Origin of the sequence: Mycolicibacterium llatzerense, assembly GCF_025331195.1 — a bacterium.
In the GTDB taxonomy this organism is placed as follows: Bacteria; Actinomycetota; Actinomycetes; order Mycobacteriales; family Mycobacteriaceae; genus Mycobacterium; species Mycobacterium llatzerense.
Window position 1 is genome coordinate 1,158,098 of record NZ_LXOV01000001.1, and the last position, 21,968, is coordinate 1,180,065.

Consider the following 21,968-nt stretch of genomic DNA (forward strand, 5'->3'; position numbering starts at 1 on the left):
GCATCGCCGAGGTCACTTGAGCGGTGCTTCGACGCCGGTTTGAGCGAGGTTGGCCGGCAGCAAGCGGTCCCCGTGAACAGGGATGGCAGCCACCGCGGTATTGAGCTCGCGGAGTTCGGCGTCGGTGAAGGTGAGATGGTCGGCGCCGAGATTCTCCAGGAGGTGTGGCGCACGCGTGGTGCTGGGAATGGGCACGATCCAAGGGCGCTGGGCCATCAGCCAGGCCAGCGAGACCTGGGCCGGTGTCGCGCCCTTGCGTACGGCCCAGCGTTGAATGAGTTGGAGCAGAGGCATGTTCGCGGCGAGGTTGTCCCGGGAGTTGCGGGGCACGGTCGCGCGGAAGTCACCGTCGGCGAATTGGGTGTAGGGCGTGATGGCGCCGGTGGTGAAGCCCATTCCCAACGGGGCCCAGGGCACGAACCCGATGCCGAGCTCGTCGCACAGCGCCAGCACGCCGGCCTCGGGGCCGCGCCACAGCATCGAGTACTCGTTCTGGATGGCGGTCAGCGGTTGCACGGCATGCGCGCGGCGCGCGGTCTGCAGACCTGGTTCGGACAAGCCGAAATGGCGGACCTTGCCTTGGCCGATCAGATCTTTCACGGTGCCGGCGACGTCTTCGATGGGTACCGTCGGGTCGACCCGGTGTTGGTAGAGCAGATCGATGTGGTCTGAGCGCAGCCGCTGCAACATCGCGTCGACGGCCCGGCGGATATGGTCGGGCCGACTGTTCGGCCCACCACGGCGCTGCCCGGTGTCCGGGTCGATATCCCAACCGAACTTCGAGGCGATCACCACCTGATCCCGCACAGGCTGCAGTGCCTCGCCGACGATGCGTTCGGACTCCAAGGGGCCGTACGCCTCGGCGGTATCGAAGAACGTCACCCCTTGGTCGTGTGCGGTGCGGATCAGCGCGACCATGTCCGAGCGACTGGTGACCGGACCATAGAGCTTGCCGGGCATCGTCTGGCAGCCCAGCCCGATGCCGGACACCTCCAGCGATCCGAGCTTGCGTCGGCCGCTGACGGTGGTGGCCGCGGCGACCGCGGGGTTGGTGTCAGGCCGCGGGTTCTTGGTTTCTGGTGTGGTGCCGCAGCCGGCGGCAAGGCCTGCGATCGCCGGGGCCGCGGCTGCGGCGCCCAGCAGGAAAGTGCGACGACGATGCACCGATCCTCGGGTGTGCACGTGTGGGTCCTTCTCGTGAGTCAGACGTCGATGTGACGCTTGGAGAACTGGTCGACGATCGCGGGATCGCGGTGGTCGAAGAACAGGCTTGTGTTGGTGTCCATCGCGGCGATCTGGTCCATCTGGGCGGCGGTGAGCTCGAAGTCGAAAACGGCGAGGTTCTCCCGCATCCGCTCGGGGCGGACGGACTTGGGGATGACGATCACGTCGCGCTGGATCAGCCAGCGCAGCACGACCTGCCCGACCGATCTGCCGTGCGCGGCGGCGATCGCAGTCAGCGTCGGATCGGCGAACATGTTGTTGCGACCCTCGGCGAACGGGCCCCACGATTCGTGGCGCACACCGTAGGCGCTCATCACCCGGTGATCGTCGGCGCGCTGATAGAAGACGTGCGTCTCGATCTGGTTGACGGCCGGAGCGACATCGTTGTGCACGATCAGATCGACCAGCCGGTCCGGCAGAAAATTCGACACGCCTATCGCCCGGGCGCGGCCCTGTGCCAGCAGCTGCTCCATGGCCCGCCAGGCACCGTAGTAGTCATTGAAGGGTTGATGGATCAGGTACAGGTCGACGTATTCCAACCCGAGCCGGTCCAAGGACCGCTCGAACGCAGCCGGGGTGGCGTCCTGGCCGGCGTGCTCCATCCACAACTTGGTGGTGACGAACAGCTCGTCGCGCGGAATGCCGCTGGCGGCGAGGGCACGCCCGACGGGACGCTCGTTCTGATACGACGCCGCCGTGTCGATGTGCCGGTACCCGGCTTCCAGCGCCTGCGCGACGACGTGTTCGGTCTCGTCATCGGGCACCTGGTAGACGCCGAATCCCAGGATCGGGATCTCGACGCCGTTGTTCAAGGTGATGGTCTGCACGGGGTGTCCTTGCGTGTCGGGGGTGATTCGGGCGGTGCTCAGCGTTCGTACATCGCCATCTGTTCGGGGTTGTAGCGTTCCCCGACTGCTGGGGGCAGGGTGTTCAGGCCCTGCAGTTGTGCGGCGCTCAGCTCCACCGCGTCCGCGGCGATGTTCTCCTCCACACGTGCGACGCGCTTGGTCCCCGGGATGGGAGCGATGTCGTCGCCTTGCGCCAGCAGCCAGGCCAACGCCACCTGGGCCGGGGTCGCTCCCACCTGATCGGCGACGGCTTTGACCTCGTCGGCGATGCGCAGGTTCCGGGTGAAGTTCTCTCCGGTGAAACGGGGGTTGTCCTTGCGGAAGTCGGTGTCGTCGAACTGTTCGGGGGAGCGGATGGTGCCCGTCAGAAAGCCGCGGCCCAGTGGGGAGAACGGCACCAGTCCGATGCCCAGCTCACGCAAGGTCGGGATGATCTCGGCCTCCAGAGCGCGGGTCCACAGCGAGTACTCGGACTGCAGCGCGGTGATCGGGTGCGTGGCGTGGGCGCGGCGGATGGTTGTGGCGGCGGCCGCCGACAACCCGATGTGGCGCACCTTGCCTTCGCCGACCAGTTCAGCGACCGCACCGACGGTGTCCTCGATCGGCGTGTTCGGATCGACGCGGTGTTGGTAGTACAGATCGATGTGGTCGGTACCCAACCGACGCAGCGACCCTTCGACGGCGGTGCGGATGTTGGCCGGGCTGCTGTCGAGGTTCCAGGCGCCCTCGCCGGTGTGGGACACCAGACCGAACTTGGTGGCCAGCACCACCTGATCGCGACGACCCTTCAACGCCTTGCCGACGAGTTCTTCGTTGATGAACGGGCCGTAGATCTCGGCGGTGTCGATGAACGTCAGCCCGAGATCGAGGGCACGGTGAATCGTCCGGATCGACTCGGCGTCGTCGGCGCCGGCACCGGTGTACCCGTGCGACATCCCCATCGCTCCGAGGCCGATTCTCGACACGGTCAGGTCCCGCAGTTGGATGTACTTCATTGCGCCTCCGGCCAGTTGGGTTCCATCAACGAGTCAACCGCGTAATCGGCCGGCCGGGGAGGGCCTGCGATGACAGGTACTGCCAGACACCCCCGCACCCCGGCGCACCGGCCATAGTGTGGGGACCGTGGACCACCGTCGCGAGATACGCGAATTCCTGACCTCGCGCCGCGCCCGCATCACCCCGCAGCAGGCCGGTCTCGAGGTGTTCGGCAGAAAGAGACAGGTGCCAGGACTGCGCCGCGAAGAAGTCGCCATGCTCACCGGAGTCTCCGCGGACTACTACATCCGGCTCGAGCGAGGCAATCTGGTCGGCGCCTCCGACAGCGTCCTGGACGCGTTGGCGCGGGCTCTGCAACTCGACGATGCCGAACGCGACCATCTATTCGATCTGGCGCGCATCGACAACGCCGCACGCGCCACGAAACGCGCGTCGACGTCGACGACGCGGATCAAACCCGTTGTGCGGCAGGTGCTCGACGCGATCACCGAGGCCGCCGCTGACATCCGCAATGAACGTGGCGACATCATCGCGGCCAACAAACTTGGTGCTGCGCTGTACAGCGAAATGCACGCCGAGACCGTGCAACCGCCCAACGTCGCGCGCTACACCTTTCTGAACCCGAGCGCGCGGGACTTCTTCGTCGACTGGGACCGCGCCGCCACCGACATCGTTGCGGTGCTGCGAGCTGCTGCCGGACGTAACCCCTACGACAAATCGTTGTCCGATCTGGTCGGTGAATTGTCCACTCGCAGCGATGAATTCCGGGTGCGCTGGGCCTCGCACAACGTCCGCCGCCACACGACCGGCACCAAACGCATGCGCCACCACATCGTCGGCGACATCGAATTGAACTACCAGAGCTTCGAATTACCCGGAGAGCAGGGACTACGTCTCAGCGTCTTCACTGCCGAACCCGACAGCGCCAACCAGCAGGCTCTGCGCTTCCTCGCGAGCTGGGCCGACACCACCACCGGCGCCCTGGAGGCCTCACAACCCGGGTTCGACGCCGTCCGCGATGTCGGCCAAGATGTCGACGACCTCGGATAGCGGACGCGTCGTCTCGATCTCGTGAGTGGCCGACCGCCTCAACAGTGGTTCGGTCTCAGCGATGTCAGCCAGGATCCGGGCCCGCTCGTCGGCGGTCTTGCCGAACGGATTGTTCGTCCGGCGCTGCAGCCTGTCCAAGAGGACATCAGTTGGGGCAGTGAGCAACACGATCGCGTCGAACCGGTCGTAGAACCGCCATTGATTGGCCACGGTGCCCTGAACGAACAACGGCCGGTCTCGCCGTCGATTCAGTAGGTCGTCGATCAGAGGCTCTCGCCACAGGGGCTCGCCGTCGGTGACTTCGATCCAGGGACCGTCGTCGGTGTCTACGGTGGCATAGCCGCGTTGCGCCAGAGCGGCGAGCGCCGTCGACTTGCCCACCCCGGACATCCCCGTGACGAGGACCGCCGCGTGGCGACTCATACCGACGGACTAAGCGCCGGCCTGGCCGGCCTGTTCCACCGACATCTCGTGAGCCAGCAGCTCGGCGAAGGTGAAAGTGCCTGTGGGACGGTCGTTCTTGCCCAGCAGGTACAGCCGCTTCACGGCGGCCAGGATGCCTTCGGCAATGGAGTCGCGGGCACCGGGGGAGGTCAGCAGCTCGCGGTCGTGCGGGCTGCTGACGTAGCCGAGGTCGACCTGCACCGTGGGCATCCGGGTCAGCCGCAGCAGGTCCCAGGTCCGGCCGTGGGTCCGGCAGTCGCGGAAACCGCTGCGCGCCACCACTTCCCGCTGAATGAAGTCGGCGAGGTTGCGGCCGATGGTGGACACCGAACCGTGCGAATTCCCGAAGTAGAACGACGCGACGCCGTTGGCTGCCGGGCTGGGCAGGCTGGCGCAGCGCAGGCTGATCATCAGGTCGGCGCCGACGGCGTTGGCCGTCGCGGCGCGCTCGGCGTCGGCCGGGCTGCCGCCGACCGGGCGCGACAGGAACGTGTCCATGCCGATGGCCGTCATGCGGCCTTCCAAGCGGCTGGCGAGATCCCAGAGGACGTCGGCTTCACTGACGGGCCCGGACCGGCTCGTCATGATGAGCCCGCGGTCATCGCCGCCGCGGCCCGGATCGATGATGATCCGCTTTCCGGTCAGGCGGGGGCCGCTGCGTCGGACGAGTTCCTCTTCGCGGATCGCGTGCGGCGAACCGCCGGTGACCCGGGAACCGAGGAAGTACAGGGAGCGCAGCGTCTCCGGACCACAGATGCCGTCCGGGAACATGCCGTACTCGCGCTGGTAGGACATCAGGCCGTTGTGGGTCTGCAAGCCGAAATGACCATCGACGAGACCGGTGTAGAAACCGAGATCCTGCAGCCGCGCCTGCAGGGTGGCGACGTCGTCGCCGTACATGGGGGCACCGAACTGGTGCGACAGCGTGCGCGCCCCCAGCCGGTACGAGGCCTCTTTCAGCGAGCGATAGGTGGCCTCACCGACCATGCCGTCGACGAGGAGCCCACGCTGCTGCTGGAAGGCGCGCACGGCCTCATCGAGATCGTCGTCGAAATAATCGAGAGCGACGTGCTTGCCGGTGGTGAGATCCGCGTCGGGACTGTCGAGCAGTCCCAGGGCGGCCAGTGCGGCCCGAATCTCGGTGACCGAACCTCCCCGGTCACCGCGACGCAGTATCGACATTCCTGGCCTTTCAATCACGGACGCCAGGCGGGCGGACAGCTAGCGCACTGGCGGGACGCCTGCACCCATTGTCGCAGACCCTGCTCAGGATTCCGCAACTTCACAGGCAGCAGCGCTGCGCCCCGCCGAATCCGGCGGGTGCGCAGCCGCTGATGCGGTCAGAGTTCGTCGGCGATCTCGCGCAGCAGTGCCGCCTTGCCCTTGGCGCCGACGATGCGCTTCACAGGCTCGCCGTCCTTGAACAGGATCAGGGTCGGGATCGAGACGACGTTGAAGTTGCGGGCGGTCTCGGGGTTGGCGTCGACGTCGAGCTTGGCGACGGTCAGCTCCCCGGCCTTCTCGCCGGCCAATTCCTCGAGCACCGGGGCGATCATCTTGCACGGTCCGCACCAGGTCGCCCAGAAGTCGACCAGCACCGGGGTGCCGCTCTTGATGACGTCGCTGTCGAACGAACCGTCGGTGACGGTCAGCGTTGCGCTGCCCTCGCTCATGTATTGCTCCTCTCGGGTGAACTCTGTGGGGGAAGGACGATCAGCCGTGGTGCTCGGCCAGCCAGCGCTCGGCGTCGATGGCCGCCGCACAGCCGCTGCCGGCCGCGGTGATCGCCTGGCGGTAGGTGTGGTCGACCAGATCGCCTGCGGCGAACACGCCGTCCAGCGACGTGTTGGTGGTGCGACCCGCCACCTGCACGTAGCCCTCGTCGTCGAGATCGACGACGCCGCGCACGAGACCCGACCGCGGGTCGTGGCCGATGGCGACGAACACGCCGGTGACGGGCAGCTTGCTCTCCTCGCCGGTGGCGGAGTTGCGCAGACGTAGTCCACTGACCTTCGAATCACCTTCCACCGCAACAACTTCGGTGTTGGTGACGAAGGTGATCTTCTCGTTGGCCTGCGCGCGTTCGAGCATGATCCGCGAGGCGCGGAACTCGTCACGGCGATGGATCAGGGTCACCGAACGGGCGAAGCGCGTCAGGAACGTCGCTTCCTCCATCGCGGAGTCGCCGCCGCCGATCACGGCGATGTCCTGGTCGCGGAAGAAGAAACCGTCACAGGTGGCACAGGTGCTCACGCCCTGGCCGATCAGCTCCTGCTCACCCGGCACGCCGAGGTGGCGGGCCGCCGCGCCCATCGCGAGGATGACCGCGCGGGCCTGGTGGGTCTCGCCGTCGACGGTGACGGTCTTGATGGGGCCGTCGAGGGACACCGCGTCGACGTCTTCCATGCGCAGATCGGCGCCGAACCGCAGGGCCTGCTCGCGCATCTCGTCCATGAGCTCGGGGCCGGTGATGCCCTCTTTGAAGCCCGGGTAGTTCTCCACCTCAGTGGTGGTCATCAAGGCACCACCGAACTGGACACCTTCGAAAACCACCGGCTTGAGCTGGGCGCGAGCCGCGTACACCGCTGCGGTGTAGCCGGCCGGCCCGGAGCCGATGATGATCACGTCGTGCACGGTGTCTTGGGTGGTCATGGCCGCCTTTCATCTGGCTCTGGTCAGGCTCATACCTGGTTGGCCTGCTGCCAGAGTCGGTACGCCTATAACACCAGGGTAAGTGCCGGTGTTCCCGGCCGTTTGGCGGGCCACGGGGCGGTCAGCGGCGCGGCTCTGCCGGGGCGTCCACGATGACGGCATCGGCGATCAGGCCGGCATCGGTCGAGCTGCAGCCGGGAGACACCAGCAGGGCCATCATCGAGCCGGGGTCGGTCCTCGGCAGCAGCAGGAGCACCTGGGCGCGGTCGTGCGCGGTCACGGTGGCGGCGCCCAGCACCGGAGTGGTGGGGGCGTAACCGAGCCCCTGCAGGCAGGACTGCAATCGATCCGGCCCGGCGAGCGGCCCCAACTCGGGCGGTCTGGCCCGCAGCCCCAGGATCTGCCGATCGGCCCACGGCATCCCCGCCTGGCGCTGGACGGTCAGCGACGCCGCGGTGGGGCCCGCCGAGGTGCGGGCCGGTTCGTCGGACCCGCTGATCACGACGACGGCGCCGATGCCGACCGCCACCAGTGCGGCAGCCGCCCCGGCGATGGCGATGGGACGCGACCCGCGTGCTCCGTGACCGGCGGAGTGACCGGGGACGACGGCGTGACGTGCCGGTTGGGTTCCCGCGTCGCGCAGGGCGGATCCGATGCGCGAGGTGACCTCTGCGGGGATATCGCTCTCGGCGTCGTCGTCCGTCAGGTCATGCAGATCGCGGCGGACCTGTTCGAGCTCCGTGTACCGCCGGGCGACTGCCGGATCGTCGCGGATCCGCTGGCGCAGTCGGGCAGCCGTGGCGTCGTCGAGCAGTCCGGCCTGCAGGTCGGCCAGCTGCTGGTGGGTGACGGACTCGTCGGTGTGTTCGTCGTCCACGAGCCGAAGCCTAATCCGGTGCGGTGCGTGGGCCCTGCGCTGCTTTGCTCGTCAGTCCGCCGAGTGCGACAGATGCGCCAGGGACTGGGCGAGTTTCGCGCGGGCCCGGGAGCAGCGGCTCTTCACGGTGCCCTCCGCGATGCCCAGCATCGCCGCGGTCTCGGCCACCGAGTAGCCCTGCATGTCGACGGCGACGACCGCGGCCCGCTGCTCGACGGGTAGTCGCAGCAGCGCCCGCTCGATGACGATGCTGGTCTCGACGCGGCGTGCCGGGTCGGCGATCCGGCAGTCGGCCTCGTTGAGTTCTTCGGTTCGGTGAAAGCGGTTGTGACGCAACCGGTCCAGGCAGGAATTCACCACGATGCGGCACAGCCAGCTGCGAACGGAGCTGTCGTGCCGGAACCGCGGCGCGTGGCGGTGAGCTTTGAACAGGGCGTCCTGGAGGGCGTCTGCGGCATCCTGCGGGTCGTGGCTGGTCAATCGCGCGAGCCGGTACAGCTGGTGGCGGTGCCGGTAGAACAGCTCCTCGAACGCGTACCGCTCGCCGGCGATGTGCGCCGCGAGCAATTCTGCGTCTGATGCGTCCGACGGTGGCGCCCCGAAACTCCCCACTTCCGAACCATAAGTCGGGTTCTGCAACGGGCCCGACGCGAATTGGTCGGTACGGCCTTGACCAGCGCAGATGCGGTGTGTGGGCCTGTGGATAACCTACCCGGCGGCCTTCACCACCACGTTGGAGATGTCGGTCTTGCTCTTGCCGTCGACGGTGCCCAGCGTGGAGATCCAGATCAGCAGGTGCGACGTCGGCTGTGCGTTGCTGATCGTGATGGTGTTGGCACCGGTCTTCATGGTGGCCGGCTGCGTCAGGACGGTCGTGGCGTCCAGCGAGGCCGGGGTGGCCGACTGGGCGGACCGGATCTGGATCGCGGTGCCCGTGCTGGTCAGGTTCAGGCTGACCGACGCCACGGTAGTGGCCTGGGGCAGGTTCAGCATGAGGCCGACGCCGTTCTTGAAACCGGGGAACGGGGCAGGATCGGTGTAGACGTCGGTGGACCAGGCATCACCGGACGCGCCGGTGATGGCCTTGCCCGCGGTCTCCGGGGAGTCCGCGCCGCCACCGGGTGAAAACACTGTCACACCAACGGGTTTCACCACATTGCCGGGCGTCGGGGCGCCGCTCGTGGTCGGATGCTGGCTGTTGAGGCCGAGCTGCTGCTTGTCCAGGCCGCCGCCGACGTCGCCGAAGATGCCCCTGAGCACCGACGCCAGCACCAGCAGTGCCACCAGCAGGACCGCGCCGCCGACACCCACACCGATGAGCACTGCCCTGCGCCGCTTGGCGGCGGCCTCGAGTTCCGCCGCGTCCGCGGGCTCCGGGCGCTGCGAGCCGTCGACGGGCTCCAGCAGTTCCGTGGTCTCGGCGACGGTGGTCGCCTGCTGCAGCAGATTCAACAGCGTTGGGGCCGAGCGGATCCCGCCACCCTCCTGCACGGCCCGGGCCGCGGCGGCAGAGATCTGGAAGGGGATGGTCCCGTCGACCGAGCGGGGTTCGACGGGCTGGCCCGCGCTGTTCTGCGTCGCGGGCAGCATGCCGCTGAGGGCACCGGCTTCGGGCAGCGGCCACCGGTTGATCAGCAGCGCGTACAGCGTGGCGCCGACGCCACGGATGTCGTCTTCAGGGGTGGCCGACGGCAGGGTGCCGGGGAAGGCCAGGACCACGTCGCCTTCGATGCTGACGCGGATTCGGCCGGGATGATCGATCGACAACGCGACGCCGGACCGGTGCGCGGACTCCGCCGTCGACGCCAGGGACTGGATGGCGCGGGCGCCGCCCATCGGGGACGGTTCCGTCGCGGCCACCTCGGCCAGGGAACCGCCGCGGATCCATTCGCTGACCACCAGGCCACCGTGGCCGAGCCGGGTGACGTCCAGGATCCGGGCCAGCCCGGGTCCCTCGACATGGCTCAGTTTGCTTGTCCGGGTGAGGATTTCTTGGACCATCAACGCGGGCAGCTCGCCGTCGTGGTCGACGAACGTCAGCGCCACCTGGCGATCGAGCGCGATGTCGAGCGCATGCCAGAACTGCAGATCGGGTGGACCACCGTGGAAGACGAGCAGGCGGTAGCGGCCGTCGGCGACGACCGCGCCGGCCCGCAGCGCGGCATCGTCGCCGCTGCCTGAGGTATCCGAGATGTGGGCGGATCCCTGGTCCGCGGGTGCGTCGGTCACCGCAAATCCTTTCCGAAGCCCGCCCGTGGTACCACCTTCCGGGTTTGTCCCGCCTGTGGCGGACGCGCCGGGCCGCCGTGGTACCGGAGATGAATTGCCGTGTCCAGGGTACGGGACCGCGGTCCGTCCCGAGTCCGGTACAGCCGAGCTGACCTGGACTGCGGGAGTCGGTGCCGGCGTGCCGCGGCCTAGTCGGCGCCGCACGAAAGCCACCGCGGCCAGGGCATCGGGCACCTTGGCCGCCACCAGTACCGCCACGATCACCGGCAGCATGATCAGGCCGAGCAGAAACAGCCGCAGCAACGATCCAGCGGCGCCGCCGTGCTCGGTCAGCCCATCGAACCCCAGCAAGCGGTCGGCGACGTAGGCCAGTAGCCCCGAACCCAGGGAGGCGCAGATGGTTACGAGGATGGTCCGGATCACCGGCAGCTCGATCATCCGGCCGCGCGGCGGCCGCAGCGCGGACCGCAACAACACGTAGCCGACGGTCGCGCCCGCCAGGAAGCCCAACCCGTTGGCCAGGCCCAGGTACCCGGCGACCAGTTCCCGGTCATCGGTCAGGTGGGGTGCGATGAGCGAGCCGACGATCTTCACGATGGTGATCACGACGATCAGGACGATCGGGATCCACGGTTGTTCGCGCGCGTAGAACACCCGAAGTTCCAGCAGCACCATGGAATACGGGATGAGGGTGAACGCCGACAGGGTGATGGCCATGCCGAGATAGCCGGCGTCGGCGGCACCGAAGTTGCCGTACGCGAACAGGGCGGTGCCGATGGCGGGGCCACCCACGGTCATGAAAGCGACGATCGGGATCAGCGTCACCATGGTCAGCCGGGTGGCCAGCGAGAAGTCGGCGAGCACGGCGGGGTTGTCGTTCGCGGCGGCGTTGCGGGACAGCCGCGGCATCACCACGGTCAGCACCGTCACGCCGATCATGCCGAACGGCAACTGCAGCAGCAGCCAGGCGTAGTTGTAGATGGCGGGGCCGGATGCGGCTGCGTGGCTGGCGATTTCGTTGCCGACGATCAGGCCGATCTGGCTGATCAGGACGTACAGCATCATGGCGACGGCCATGGTCCCGAACTTCTTGAGCCGGTCGTCGATACCCCACAGTGGCCGGAGGTCGACGCGGTGCTGGTGCAGTGAATACAGCAGCACCGCGGCCTGGGCGACGACGCCGAGGGTGGTGCCGATGCCGAGCACCAGCAGCTTGGCGTTGCCCATCTCGACGGGATCGATCGAGAGTTCGCCCGGGACAAGCACATACACGCACAGCGTGATGATCGCCACCACGTTGTTGATCACCGGCGCCCAGGCCGGTGGCCCGAAGACGTTGCGGTTGTTCAGGATTGCCATGTAGACCGAGGTCAACCCGTAGAAGATGATCTGGGGCAGCAGCAGATACGCGAACGCGGTGGTGAGCGGCTGATTCACCTGCGGGTCGCTGCCCAGCATCAGTCGCACCAGCAGCGGTGCCGCCGCGACCGACAGCACCGTCGTCACCAGCAGCAGCGCCGTGGCGAGCGTGACCAGGCGCCGGACGAACGCGGCGCCGCCGTCAGGGTCGTCGCGTTCGGCCCGGGCCAGCACCGGCACGAAGATCGCGGTGAAGGTGGCCTCGAGCACCAGGGCGGCCACCATGTTCGGCAGCTGGTTGGCCACCGTGAACGAGCTGGACAGTGCCGCACCGAGAATCGCGGCGAGCAGCACGATCCGCAGGAAGCCGGTGATGCGGCTGACCAGGGTGGCCAACGCCATGCCCCAGGACCGGGAGACGACGGCGGCGTCGGACAGCTCGGCTCGTCGCGGCGGCGGACCGGCGGCAGCGGCGGCAGCACGGGGACTGCGCGGCGCGCTCATGAATCCTCCGGAGCGTGCGCGATGGCGGTGTCGAGAGGATCGGGCCGGATCGGCCGGGCATGGTGTGGACGGTCCAGGTCGGCGCGGTCGGGCTGACCGCGGAACCGGTGCCACAGCCGTCGGCCGGCCAGCAGGAACAGCACCGCGCCGGCTGACAGGGTGATGAAGAACAGCACCTTGCCGTAGGCGTTGGAATGCACCGACAGCCGGACCGGTTCGCCGAGCGTCAGTCCGTTGGCGGTGCGCAGGGCGACGTCGACGGCGACGCGCTGGGTGAAGTGCACCTCGATGGGCACGCGCAGCGGCAGGTAGCCCGGAGGCAGTTCGATCTCGCCCATGTCGGTGACGGTCATGCCGGGCGGCGCGTCGATGACCAGCCGCACCCGGATGGGCAGCGGCAGATCGTTGCGCAGGGCCAGGGGGAGGGGACTGCGTTCGGTGGCCAGCGTGTACGAGCCGCCGGGGTTGACGACGGTGACGGCGTGGAAGAGGTCGTTGATGGTGTGCTGCGTGGTGGTGATGCGCTGCTGGGCCAGGGCCTCGCGGACGCTCGGCGGCACCGACTGGGTCAGTGCCCGCAGCATGTCCTCCCGCAGCGGCGCCGTGTACTGGTCGCCCGTCAGCCCGGTCTGGGTGTTGACGGTCAACGCGGCGGTCAGGCCCCAGATCCGTTCCATGGTGGTCGAGATCTGGCTGGTGATGCCGTCGCCGTAGCGGGCCTTGGGGTTACCCGTCCCGTTGTCCGGCGGGGTGGCGGACGAGGTGGGCGGCAGGGCCTGGGCATCGGCGATCACGGCGGGCATCGGGCGGGCGACGGCCAGCCCGGAGTGGATCGCGGTGGCCACCGACGTCAGGATCGCCTGGGCGTCGTCGGGTGTCACGTCCCAGGCCAGCGGCGGCATCAGGATCTGGTTGCGGGGCTGGGCATCGGGTTGCAACCCACGCCACAGCACGGAGGCGATGGCGTCCTGGCGACGCGCCACCGGTGAGTCATGGATGAGCGGCACGTGCAGCGAGGTGTCCAGGTATCCCGGCGAGATCGGGGTCCGCCCGGCGCCGGCCAGGGCCGCGGCCACGCACGGGTCGAACGGCGCGACGGTGACCTTGCTGCTGTAGCGGCGCGGTGCGGTGTCGGCGGGCTGGCCGGACTCGTCGGCGGTGACGGGGGCCGCGGCGATTGCGACGGTCGGTTCGGGCTGCGCGGACAGCAGCCGCACCGCCGGGCCGGTGAGCGGGCCGTCGCCGACGACCGTGGCGCCGCGCAGGGACTGGATGCCGAGCAGCTGATTGACGATCGGGCCGGTGTCCGTGGTGGCGGTGGAGCTCAGGACGGCGTCGCCGACGCGTTGCAGCGCGCGCAGGTCGGCCTGGGCGTACACGGTGGGGGTGACACACACCCGCTGGGCGAGTTGCCGCAGCCGGTTCAGCCACTCGGTCGCGGCTTGTTGTCCGGTGCCCGGGTGGGTGGGTGAGTTCAGGCCGGCCGCCGGGTCGTCGGATACGACGTAGCCGCCGCTCATCGCGTTGACGGTGATCAGCAGGTCGGGGTCGATGGCCAGGCACATCGCGCCGCGCATCAGGCCGCCCGGATCCACCTGGTCGTTGGTGGCGAAGTCCGCCGCGGCCAGCAGGGTGTCGAGGCGGCCGCCGTTGGCCAGCGACGTGGCGAGATCGTCGTCGGCGAGGCGGGCGGGTTCGGTGCGTCCGGGGACGCCGCCAGCCAGGTGCGGGCGGTCGGCCAGCGGCCACAACAGGGTCAGTGCGACGGGGTGCGCGGTGTCCGGTGGCACGACGGCGTCGATCGGCTGCTGGCCACCGGTGCCGCCCGGGGTGGCCGGGGTGGCGGGCACGCCCAGGACCGGCAGCAGGAAGCGGGCGTCGTCGAGCCGGGCGGCCGACCCGTAGTCGGGTGTGCCGTTGACGTTGACCAACAGCGGATAGACACCGGGACGGTCGATGCCCAGGGCGGGATGTTCAGCCGACCGTACCGGGTACGCCAGCCGGAACGGCACGCTCTGGCCGCGCGCGAGATCCTGCGAGACCGTGGTGAAGTCGCCGACGGCCGAGAAGTCGGTCGGCTCCCCGGCCAGCGTCGTGCGCAGCCCGGACGACGACGTCACCGCGGATGCGTGTTCGAGACGCACCATGACGTCGTGCACCGGACGGTCCCCGACGTTGGTGACGGTGCCGCTGACCGTCACCACCGGCTCGCTGGTGGTGGTGACGACATCAGGGGTGACGTGGTCGATGCGCAGCTGCAGGAACGTCGTCCCGCCCGGCTCCCCGGCCGACGAATGCGGCGTGACCGGAGCGGTGAGCAACAACAGCAGGGCGGTGACCGCAAGCACGCGCAGCAGTGCTGTCGAGGCCAGCCCCGACAGCACCGACCTGACGTTCACGACCCGGGTCCGCAGCCGTTCGCGCGGCGGCCGGGCTGAGTATGGGCGGAGTCGTCGGTGCGATGGTTCCGCGTGCGGGAATGGGTCTGTGGGCGGCGGCGCGGCGCGGTGCGCGGCAGCGGCGGCAGGGCGCCCGGTCCATCGGTGTGCAGCTTGTCGATCAGTTCGCCGGCCACTTCGGCGAGCTTGCGCTCGTCGGCGTAGGCCAGGCGGGACGGCAGTTCGCGCAGGGGTACCCACGCCACTTCGGTGACCTCGACGTCGTCGTCGGAGAGTTCGCCGCCCAGGAATCGCATCAGGTAATGGTGCACTGTCTTGTGCACGCGCCGGCCCTCGGTCACGAACCAGTAGTCGATGCTGCCGAGTGCGGCCAGCACGCTGCCCTGCAGTCCGGTCTCCTCGGCAACCTCACGGATGGCGGTCTGTTCGGCCGTCTCGCCGAGTTCGATGTGCCCCTTGGGCAGTGACCACAACATCCGGCCACGCCGGTCGATGCGGCCGATGAGCGCGGCCATCTGGGTATCTTTGGGGCCGTCGAGGCCGTCGATCACCAGCCCGCCGGCCGACGTCTCGTGGACGGTGCGCAGCCGATCGTTGTTGGCCTTGCGGGCGGCCGGTGCCACGGGAGCCGCGGCGGCAGGGACCGGTTGTGCGTTGTTGTTGCGGGGGGCAGCAGCCGAATCGGAGTCGGTGCGCTGGGCGCTGTCGCTGGGCGGACCTGCCGAGCGTCGACCGCGACGTCGCCCGCGGCGCCGTCGTGGTTTGGCACGCTCGCCTTCCGACACCCAAGCGATAGTAGCTGCTCAGGTTGGGCGCTCTATCCCCACTCGCCGGTCAGTGGCCCAGTTGTGACCGTGCCGCGATGGTCGGTACTCCGGCGGCGGGGTGGGCGCATTAGGCTCATCGGACGTGCCGAACGATGCAAGTGCCGATGCCGGGTTGCTGACCGCTGCTGCGGTCGCACTGAACAAGCATGCGGATTTGCTCGTGGACTTGGGCCGGGTGTTCGCCGCGGCGGGCCATGAGCTCTATCTGGTGGGCGGCAGTGTGCGTGACGCGCTGCTGGGCCGCGAGCTGAACGACCTGGATTTCACCACCGACGCCCGCCCGGCGCAGCTGCAGAAGATGCTGCGCGGCTGGGCAGAAGCGTTGTGGGACACCGGGATCGAATTCGGCACCATCGGTGCGGCGAAGTACGGGGAACGCATCGAGATCACCACGTTCCGGGCCGACAGCTATGACCAGGTGTCGCGCAACCCCGAGGTGGTGTTCGGCGACCGGCTCGAGGACGACCTGGTGCGCCGGGACTTCACCGTCAACGCGATGGCGGTCCGGATCAACCCGGATCTGCCCGGCGGCATCGGCGAGTTCCACGATCCGCTGGGCGGGCTGACCGCGCTGGCCGGCAAGGTGCTCGATACCCCGTCGGCGCCGCAGGTGTCGTTCGGTGACGATCCGTTGCGGATGTTGCGGGCCGCCCGGTTCGTCTCACAGCTGGGGTTCTCGGTGGCGCCGCGGGTACTGGAAGCGCTGCTCGAGATGGCGCCGCAGCTGGGCCGGATCACGGTCGAGCGGGTGGCCGCCGAACTGGACAAGCTGATGTTGGGCGCCGACCCGATGGCCGGTGTGGACCTCATGGTGCAGACCGGGCTGGGCGACGTCGTGCTGCCCGAGGTCGGTGCCATGCGGATGGCGATCGATGAACACCACCAGCACAAGGACGTGTACCACCACTCGCTCACCGTGCTGCGGCAGGCCATAGACCTCGAGGATGAGGGACCCGACCTGGTGTTGCGTTGGGCCGCGCTGCTGCACGACATCGGCAAGCCCGACACGCGTCGCCACGAGGCCGACGGCGGCGTCAGCTTCCACCACCACGAGGTCGTCGGCGCCAAGATGACGCGCAAGCGCATGCGCGCGCTGAAGTACTCCAAGCAGATGGTCGACGACGTCTCGCAGCTGGTTTACCTGCATCTGCGGTTCCACGGCTACGCCGACGACAAGGGCACCGGCCAGTGGACGGACTCCGCGGTCCGGCGCTACGTCACCGACGCCGGCCCGCTGCTGAGCCGGTTGCACAAGCTGGTGCGTGCGGACTGCACGACGCGCAACCGTCGTCGCGCCGCGCGCCTGCAGGCCAATTACGACGGTCTCGAGCGGCGCATCGACGAGCTGGCCGCTCGGGAGGATCTGGCGCGGGTGCGCCCGGACCTGGATGGCAACGAGATCATGAGGCTGCTGGGCATTCCGGCCGGGCCGCAGGTCGGCGAGGCCTGGCGGTTCCTCAAGGAGCTCCGGCTGGACCGCGGCCCGCTGGACCACGACGAGGCCATCGCCGAATTGCAGAAATGGTGGAACGCCAGGGGCTGATCAGCCGTCCATTCAGGTATGGACTATTGCCTGAGTGATGGGGATGGGTCGGCGTCGTGGTGGCCGGGGGAGCCGGCCGTGGACGCCGACGGTGACGGCACGCTCGACGGCGTGCGGCTGGATGTGGACGGCGACGGGTTGTTCGACGACGCATTGGCCGACTTCGACGGTGACGGCCGGGCCGACCACGCCGTCGTCGACGTCGACGTCGATGGGGCGCGGGTGGCGTTCACCGATGACGGGTCGGGTACCTGGGCCGTCGGCTCGGGGCTGCGGTGGTTCGGCTTGGACGGCACCGAGCAGAGCGGGGGAGCGGTCGTCGACTTCGACGGTGACGGTGCGGCCGACGACCGCCTGATCGACGCCGACGGCAACGGGCTCGCGGACCGGGTGCTGGCCGGACCCGTCGCCTACGCGGACACCGACGGCGACGGGCGGTGGGACGTGCAGCTGTCCGACGCCGACGGCGATGGGGCGGCGGACGGTGCCGCGGCGGTGAGCCCGGCCGAAACAGGGAGCGCCCACAACGGGCATCCGCCGAATTAAGGTCACCCTAAGTTGCGCCTGAGGTAGGCGCGGGGAGGGTGATCGTGACTGTCGGACCCGGCTTTTCGCTGATCGTTGGCTACGGCACCGACATGGGTAATGCCGAGGACGCCGCGATGTCGTTCGCCGAGGCTTTCCAAGAGGCCACCGGGATCACCACCGTGGCCACCGAGCTGAACCAGGTCGACGTCGCCGCGCTGGCGTCGGTCAGCCATTTCGTGGCGGTCACGTCGACGTTCGGCGACGGCGAATTTCCCGACACGGCAACGCTCTTCTGGGAAGCGCTCAGCGCTGACACGGCCGGCCGCCTCGAGCAGTTGAGCTTCGCGGTGCTGGCCCTGGGGGACAGCGGTTACGACTTGTTCTGCCATGCGGGTCGGCTGCTGGACGAACGACTCGAGGCACTCGGCGCGACCCGGCTGGCGGGCCGCGTCGACATCGACGGCCCCTACCGGGAAGAGGCCGCAGCCTGGACCACCGAGGTGGTGAAGCTGCTGATCGAGGCGCAGCCCACCGCGTCCACCGACCGAGTCGTTGCGCCGGCGACCCCGGAACGTGCGGGTCGGTCCGACCCGAATCAGCCGGTCGACGTGCGGATCGCGGTCAATCGGTTGCTGACCGCGCCCGAGTCGGACAAGGAGGTCAGGCACTACGAGCTGGATCTCGCCGGCACCGGGATCAGCTATGCGGCAGGTGATTCGATCGCGGTGCATGCCATCAATGACCCGATTCTGGTCGAGGAGATGCTGACCGCGCTGGGCGCCGATGGCGGCGAGGTCGTCGACGGCCAGGACGTCCCGCTGCGCGCCATGCTCACCGAGCAGCTGGAGATCCGGTTGCCGTCGCGAGCCTTGCGATCACTGGTGGCCGGCCGGGTGGCAGAGGCGCCCGACGCCGATGAACTCGGCGACGGGCCGGGCACGTGGTGGTACGGCAAGGATGTGCTGGACCTGATCCGGCTGGCCGAGCTGACCCTCGACGAGGTGCTCGACACCCTGCGGCCGTTGCAGGCCCGCGACTATTCGATCGCCTCGAGCCCGCTGCGCCACGCCGACACCGTGCATCTGACGGTGGCGACGGTGCGGTACGCCGAGGCGGATCGCCGCCACGGTGGTGTGGCGTCCACGTTCCTGTGCGACCGCGCCGAGACGACACGGGTGCACCTGCGGCCGAACCATCATTTCCGGTTGCCTGCCGCCGACGTGCCGATCATCATGGTCGGCCCGGGGACGGGGATCGCGCCATTCCGGGCCTTCCTGCAGGAGCGGGCCGCTGCGTCAGCGCCCGGCCGGTCGTGGTTGTTCTTCGGCGACCGGCGCCGGGCCACCGATTTTCTGTACGCCGACGAGCTCGAGGGCTTCCTGGAATCGGGCACCCTGACCCGACTCGATCTGGCGTTCTCCCGCGACGGTGGGACGAAGGAGTATGTGCAGCACCGGATGTGGGAACAGGCGGCGGAGGTATTCGACTGGCTCGAAGCCGGCGCGTACTTCTGCGTCTGTGGCGATGCCGAGCGAATGGCCAAGGACGTCGACGCGATGCTGCACCAGATCGTGGCCGACCGCGGCGGGCTGGACCCGACGGCTGCGCACGCCTACGTCAACGATCTGATCAAGAACCACCGCTACCTGCGGGACGTCTACTAGGCGGTCAGCCCCGGCCCGCTCCCGGCGGCCCGGCGAAGGCCTGGGCGATGGTCAGCCACTTCTGGGCGTCTTCGCCGACGGCCGTCACGTCCAGCTCGCGAAGCGGCCGTCGCTGGGTCACCAGCAGGCAGAAATCCTCGGCTGAGCCGGTGACCCGCTGCGCGGCGTCGTCCGGACCCCAGGCCCACACGCCACCGTCGGGTGCCGAAAGTTCCACGTGAAACACGTCGGCCGGCGGGGTCAGCTCATGGAGTGAGAAGGCGAAATCCCTTGTCCGCACGCCGATGTGCGCGATGGACCGCAGTCGGGCCGTCGGCTCGCGCCGGACCCCGAGGGTGTCGGCGACGTCAGCGCCGTGCGCCCAGGTCTCCATCAACCGGGCGCTGGCCATGGACGCGGCGCTCATCGGCGGGCCGAACCAGGGCAGTTTGCGGCCGTCGGCCACACCTTCCAGCGCGTCGTGCAGCGTGGTCCGGGTGGCGCGCCACTGCGCCAGCATCTCGGCGGGCGGAGTCTGCGCGAGTTCCTCGGCCGCCACGTCGACGAACCCGAGCGGGTTCTTCCACGCCTCGGTGAGCGTCGCGGCGAAGGCGTCTTCGTCGGTCACCGCCAGCACGGACACCTGGTCCGTCCACCACAGATGTGCGATCTGATGGGCGATGGTCCAGCCTTCGGCCGGGGTGGCAGTGGCCCATTCGGCGGGCGGCAGATCGGCCACCAAGCGGTCCAGGTCGTCACTCTCGGCACGCAGATCGGCGATCACACCGGCAGCAGCATTGGGGGCCATGGCAGCACCCTAGACGGTACCGGCGGTCCTGCTGCGCTTGGCCAGTGTCGCGTGCAGGGCCAGGCCCACCAGGTAGACGACGGCACCGCTGGCCATCAGCGCCGAGGACTTGCCGTCGGCCGGAATCACGGCCGCGGACACCGTGATCGCGGCGATGAACGCCATCCAGAACAGCGCATCCTGGACCGCGAACACGTGGCCGCGCAGGGCGTCGTCGACGTCGAGCTGCATCGCCGAATCCGCGCACAACTTGACCACCTGCCCAGCCGTGCCCAGAACCAGACTGCACGCGATCAGCACCGGGATCTGCAGGCCCGCACCGGAAAGCTGAACCACCGCGGCGATGGCGAGGGCCCCGTTCGCGGTGGCGTAGCGCCCCCAGCGTCGTACCGCGGCCGGCATGACGACGTTGCCGAGAAACGACCCGAGGCCCGCGGCGGCCACGAACACGACGGTCACCGCGAAGCCCGCGACGTGTTCGCCGCCGCCGTGCCGGACCAACACCAGCACCATGAGGGTGTTGATCCCGAACACCATGCGGTGTGAGGCCAGGCCCGTCAGCGTCGCGGCGACCGTCGGCACATTGACCACCGACCGCAGTCCGTAGACCCAGCCGGTGACGACGGCGTAGAAGGCCGACCCGTGGACCGCGCGGGCGCTGTCATCAGGTCCCAGGAGGTGGGGGTGGAAGCGCACCACCAGCCACAGCGCGAGAGCGACCGGCAGCGCCGCCAGCCAGATCACGACGGCCGAGCTGGCGTCGCCCGCGCCGAGCAGCCACCGTGGCAGCAGCATCAGGTTGGCGCCGGCGAACGCTGAGACGGCCCCGCACGCGGTGACCACCGAGTTCATCGACACCACCTGTTCGGTGGGTACGACGTGCGGCAGGGCGGCCGACATACCCGAGGAGACGAAGCGGGTGAAGCCGTTGATGATCAACGCGCCGAACAGAATCGACGTGTCGCCCGAGGCGGTGGCCAGCAGCGCGCCGACGCCGATCATCAGGAGCAGTCGCGCCAGGTTTGCGACGATGAGCACCTGCCGGCGATCCCAGCGGTCCAGCAGCGCGCCGGCGAACGGACCCAGCAGTGAATACGGCAGATACAGCGCCGCGAAGGCGCCGGCGATCGCCCACGGGTCGGCCTCGCGCTCGGGATTGAACAGCAGGCCGCCGACCAGACCGGCCTGGAAAAGTCCGTCGCCGAACTGGCTGACCACGCGCAGTTCCAGCAGCCGGCGAAAGTCCGGCAGCGCCTGCACCGCATGCAGGACGACGTGGTGGGGGCGGCGGTCGGTCACTGGAATATTCGTGTCCTGATTTGTGAGTGCCGGGCGTGATTGAAGCGACCTGCTCCACAGTACAAATATCCTGGCAAGCCGTGTGCGTTGGTCACGGCGAGCGCCTGTGGATGCCATGATGGAGGCGTGGCGCAGTCAGAGGAACCGGAGGATTTCATCGCCCCTGCCACGCACCGGATTCGGGCGGGGACGCTGCTGCTCGCCAACACCGATTTGCTGGAGCCGACCTTCCGGCGCAGCGTCATCTACATCGTCGAGCACAACTCTGGTGGCACGCTCGGCGTCGTCCTGAACCGGCCCAGCGAGACGGCCGTCTACAACGTGTTGCCGCAGTGGGCGAAGCTCGCCACCAAACCCAAGTCCATGTTCATCGGCGGTCCGGTGAAGCGTGATTCCGCGCTGTGCCTGGCGACCATGAAAGTCGGCGTCGACGCATCATCGGTGCCTGGGCTGCGGCATGTGCAGGGCCGCATCGCGATGGTCGATCTGGACGCCGAACCCGAGGACATCGAAGACGCCGTCGAGGGCGTCCGGATCTACGCCGGCTACTCCGGGTGGTCGGTGGGCCAGCTCGACGGTGAGATCGAGCGGGACGACTGGATCGTGCTGTCGGCGCTGCCGTCGGACGTCCTCGTGGAACCGCGCGTGGATCTGTGGTCGCGGGTGCTCCGGCGTCAGCCGATGCCCATGGCGATGCTGGCGACGCACCCGATCGATGTGAGCCGCAACTAGCGGCAA

Annotated in this window: 19 protein-coding genes; 5 read left to right on the forward strand and 14 right to left on the reverse strand. The window is 68.8% G+C overall.

Going from position 1 to position 21,968, the window contains the following annotated elements; translation table 11 throughout:
- Positions 1-12: 12 nt before the first annotated feature.
- From A7G45_RS05890 to A7G45_RS05900, 3 genes are read right to left on the reverse strand one after another with little or no spacing between them, the layout of a single operon-like run.
- On the reverse strand, positions 13-1,182 hold the full coding sequence (locus tag A7G45_RS05890; protein ID WP_260934789.1) for an aldo/keto reductase: 1,170 nt from the start codon (positions 1,180-1,182) through the stop codon (positions 13-15).
- 20 nt (positions 1,183-1,202) lie between these two features.
- Positions 1,203-2,051 carry an aldo/keto reductase gene (locus tag A7G45_RS05895; protein ID WP_260934792.1) on the reverse strand — a complete coding sequence of 283 codons (849 nt, stop codon included), beginning with the start codon at positions 2,049-2,051 and terminating at the stop codon, positions 1,203-1,205.
- A 38-nt stretch (positions 2,052-2,089) separates the two neighbouring features.
- Entirely contained in the window at positions 2,090-3,067 is a 978-nt protein-coding gene (locus A7G45_RS05900; RefSeq protein WP_260934796.1) for an aldo/keto reductase, read from the reverse strand.
- A gap of 118 nt (positions 3,068-3,185) precedes the next feature.
- Between A7G45_RS05900 and A7G45_RS05905 the strand changes: the two genes are divergently transcribed.
- Positions 3,186-4,118: a helix-turn-helix transcriptional regulator gene (locus A7G45_RS05905; protein WP_260934798.1), complete on the forward strand. Its 933-nt coding sequence runs from the start codon at positions 3,186-3,188 to the stop codon at positions 4,116-4,118.
- On the opposite strand, the gene A7G45_RS05910 is transcribed toward A7G45_RS05905, so the two are convergent.
- The 9 genes from A7G45_RS05910 to A7G45_RS05950 form a co-directional block, all read right to left on the reverse strand.
- Entirely contained in the window at positions 4,059-4,541 is a 483-nt protein-coding gene (locus A7G45_RS05910) for an AAA family ATPase (RefSeq protein WP_260934801.1), read from the reverse strand. The two genes, A7G45_RS05905 and A7G45_RS05910, sit on opposite strands and share 60 nt — an antisense overlap.
- A 9-nt stretch (positions 4,542-4,550) precedes the next feature.
- Complete coding sequence (locus tag A7G45_RS05915; RefSeq protein WP_043986329.1) at positions 4,551-5,744, reverse strand: N-acetylmuramoyl-L-alanine amidase; 1,194 nt, start codon at positions 5,742-5,744, stop codon at positions 4,551-4,553.
- Between the two features lie 158 nt (positions 5,745-5,902).
- Positions 5,903-6,235 carry a thioredoxin gene (trxA, locus tag A7G45_RS05920; protein ID WP_043391502.1) on the reverse strand — a complete coding sequence of 111 codons (333 nt, stop codon included), beginning with the start codon at positions 6,233-6,235 and terminating at the stop codon, positions 5,903-5,905.
- Positions 6,236-6,275: 40 nt separating this feature from the next.
- Positions 6,276-7,214, reverse strand: a complete 939-nt coding sequence (trxB, locus tag A7G45_RS05925; RefSeq protein WP_071286400.1) for a thioredoxin-disulfide reductase — start codon at positions 7,212-7,214, stop codon at positions 6,276-6,278.
- Positions 7,215-7,335: 121 nt separating this feature from the next.
- Positions 7,336-8,091 (reverse strand): RsmA family anti-sigma factor, encoded by a 756-nt coding sequence (locus tag A7G45_RS05930; protein ID WP_260934809.1) that lies wholly within the window; start codon positions 8,089-8,091, stop codon positions 7,336-7,338.
- A 51-nt stretch (positions 8,092-8,142) separates the two neighbouring features.
- Complete coding sequence (gene sigM / locus A7G45_RS05935) at positions 8,143-8,703, reverse strand: RNA polymerase sigma factor SigM (RefSeq protein ID WP_260934812.1); 561 nt, start codon at positions 8,701-8,703, stop codon at positions 8,143-8,145.
- A 96-nt stretch (positions 8,704-8,799) separates the two neighbouring features.
- The gene (gene murJ, locus A7G45_RS05940; RefSeq protein WP_260934815.1) at positions 8,800-12,183 is read right to left on the reverse strand and encodes a murein biosynthesis integral membrane protein MurJ; all 3,384 of its coding nucleotides are present in this window, start codon (positions 12,181-12,183) and stop codon (positions 8,800-8,802) included.
- A complete protein-coding gene (locus A7G45_RS05945) occupies positions 12,180-14,582 on the reverse strand; it encodes a hypothetical protein (protein ID WP_260934817.1) in 2,403 nt (800 codons plus the stop codon). The genes murJ and A7G45_RS05945 overlap by 4 nt, the downstream gene beginning before the upstream one ends.
- Entirely contained in the window at positions 14,579-15,367 is a 789-nt protein-coding gene (locus tag A7G45_RS05950) for an NUDIX hydrolase (protein WP_043391516.1), read from the reverse strand. Before A7G45_RS05950 ends, A7G45_RS05945 begins: the two co-directional genes overlap by 4 nt.
- Before the next feature lie 124 nt (positions 15,368-15,491).
- Between A7G45_RS05950 and A7G45_RS05955 the strand changes: the two genes are divergently transcribed.
- The 3 genes from A7G45_RS05955 to A7G45_RS05965 are packed head-to-tail and all read left to right on the forward strand — an operon-like array spanning position 15,492 to position 19,144.
- Complete coding sequence (locus A7G45_RS05955) at positions 15,492-16,952, forward strand: CCA tRNA nucleotidyltransferase (RefSeq protein ID WP_043986334.1); 1,461 nt, start codon at positions 15,492-15,494, stop codon at positions 16,950-16,952.
- Between the two features lie 18 nt (positions 16,953-16,970).
- The gene (locus A7G45_RS05960) at positions 16,971-17,498 is read left to right on the forward strand and encodes a pullulanase (RefSeq protein WP_260934824.1); all 528 of its coding nucleotides are present in this window, start codon (positions 16,971-16,973) and stop codon (positions 17,496-17,498) included.
- A 44-nt stretch (positions 17,499-17,542) separates the two neighbouring features.
- Complete coding sequence (locus A7G45_RS05965) at positions 17,543-19,144, forward strand: diflavin oxidoreductase (protein WP_260934827.1); 1,602 nt, start codon at positions 17,543-17,545, stop codon at positions 19,142-19,144.
- Positions 19,145-19,148: 4 nt separating this feature from the next.
- Here A7G45_RS05965 and A7G45_RS05970 read toward each other — a convergent pair whose 3' ends face one another.
- Together A7G45_RS05970 and A7G45_RS05975 are read right to left on the reverse strand one after the other, a co-directional pair.
- Positions 19,149-19,931 (reverse strand): TIGR03084 family metal-binding protein, encoded by a 783-nt coding sequence (locus A7G45_RS05970; RefSeq protein ID WP_260934830.1) that lies wholly within the window; start codon positions 19,929-19,931, stop codon positions 19,149-19,151.
- A 9-nt stretch (positions 19,932-19,940) separates the two neighbouring features.
- Positions 19,941-21,230 (reverse strand): MFS transporter, encoded by a 1,290-nt coding sequence (locus A7G45_RS05975; RefSeq protein ID WP_260934833.1) that lies wholly within the window; start codon positions 21,228-21,230, stop codon positions 19,941-19,943.
- A gap of 126 nt (positions 21,231-21,356) precedes the next feature.
- On the opposite strand from A7G45_RS05975, the gene A7G45_RS05980 reads away from it, so the two are divergent.
- Positions 21,357-21,962 carry a YqgE/AlgH family protein gene (locus A7G45_RS05980; protein WP_043391524.1) on the forward strand — a complete coding sequence of 202 codons (606 nt, stop codon included), beginning with the start codon at positions 21,357-21,359 and terminating at the stop codon, positions 21,960-21,962.
- Positions 21,963-21,968 lie beyond the last annotated feature (6 nt).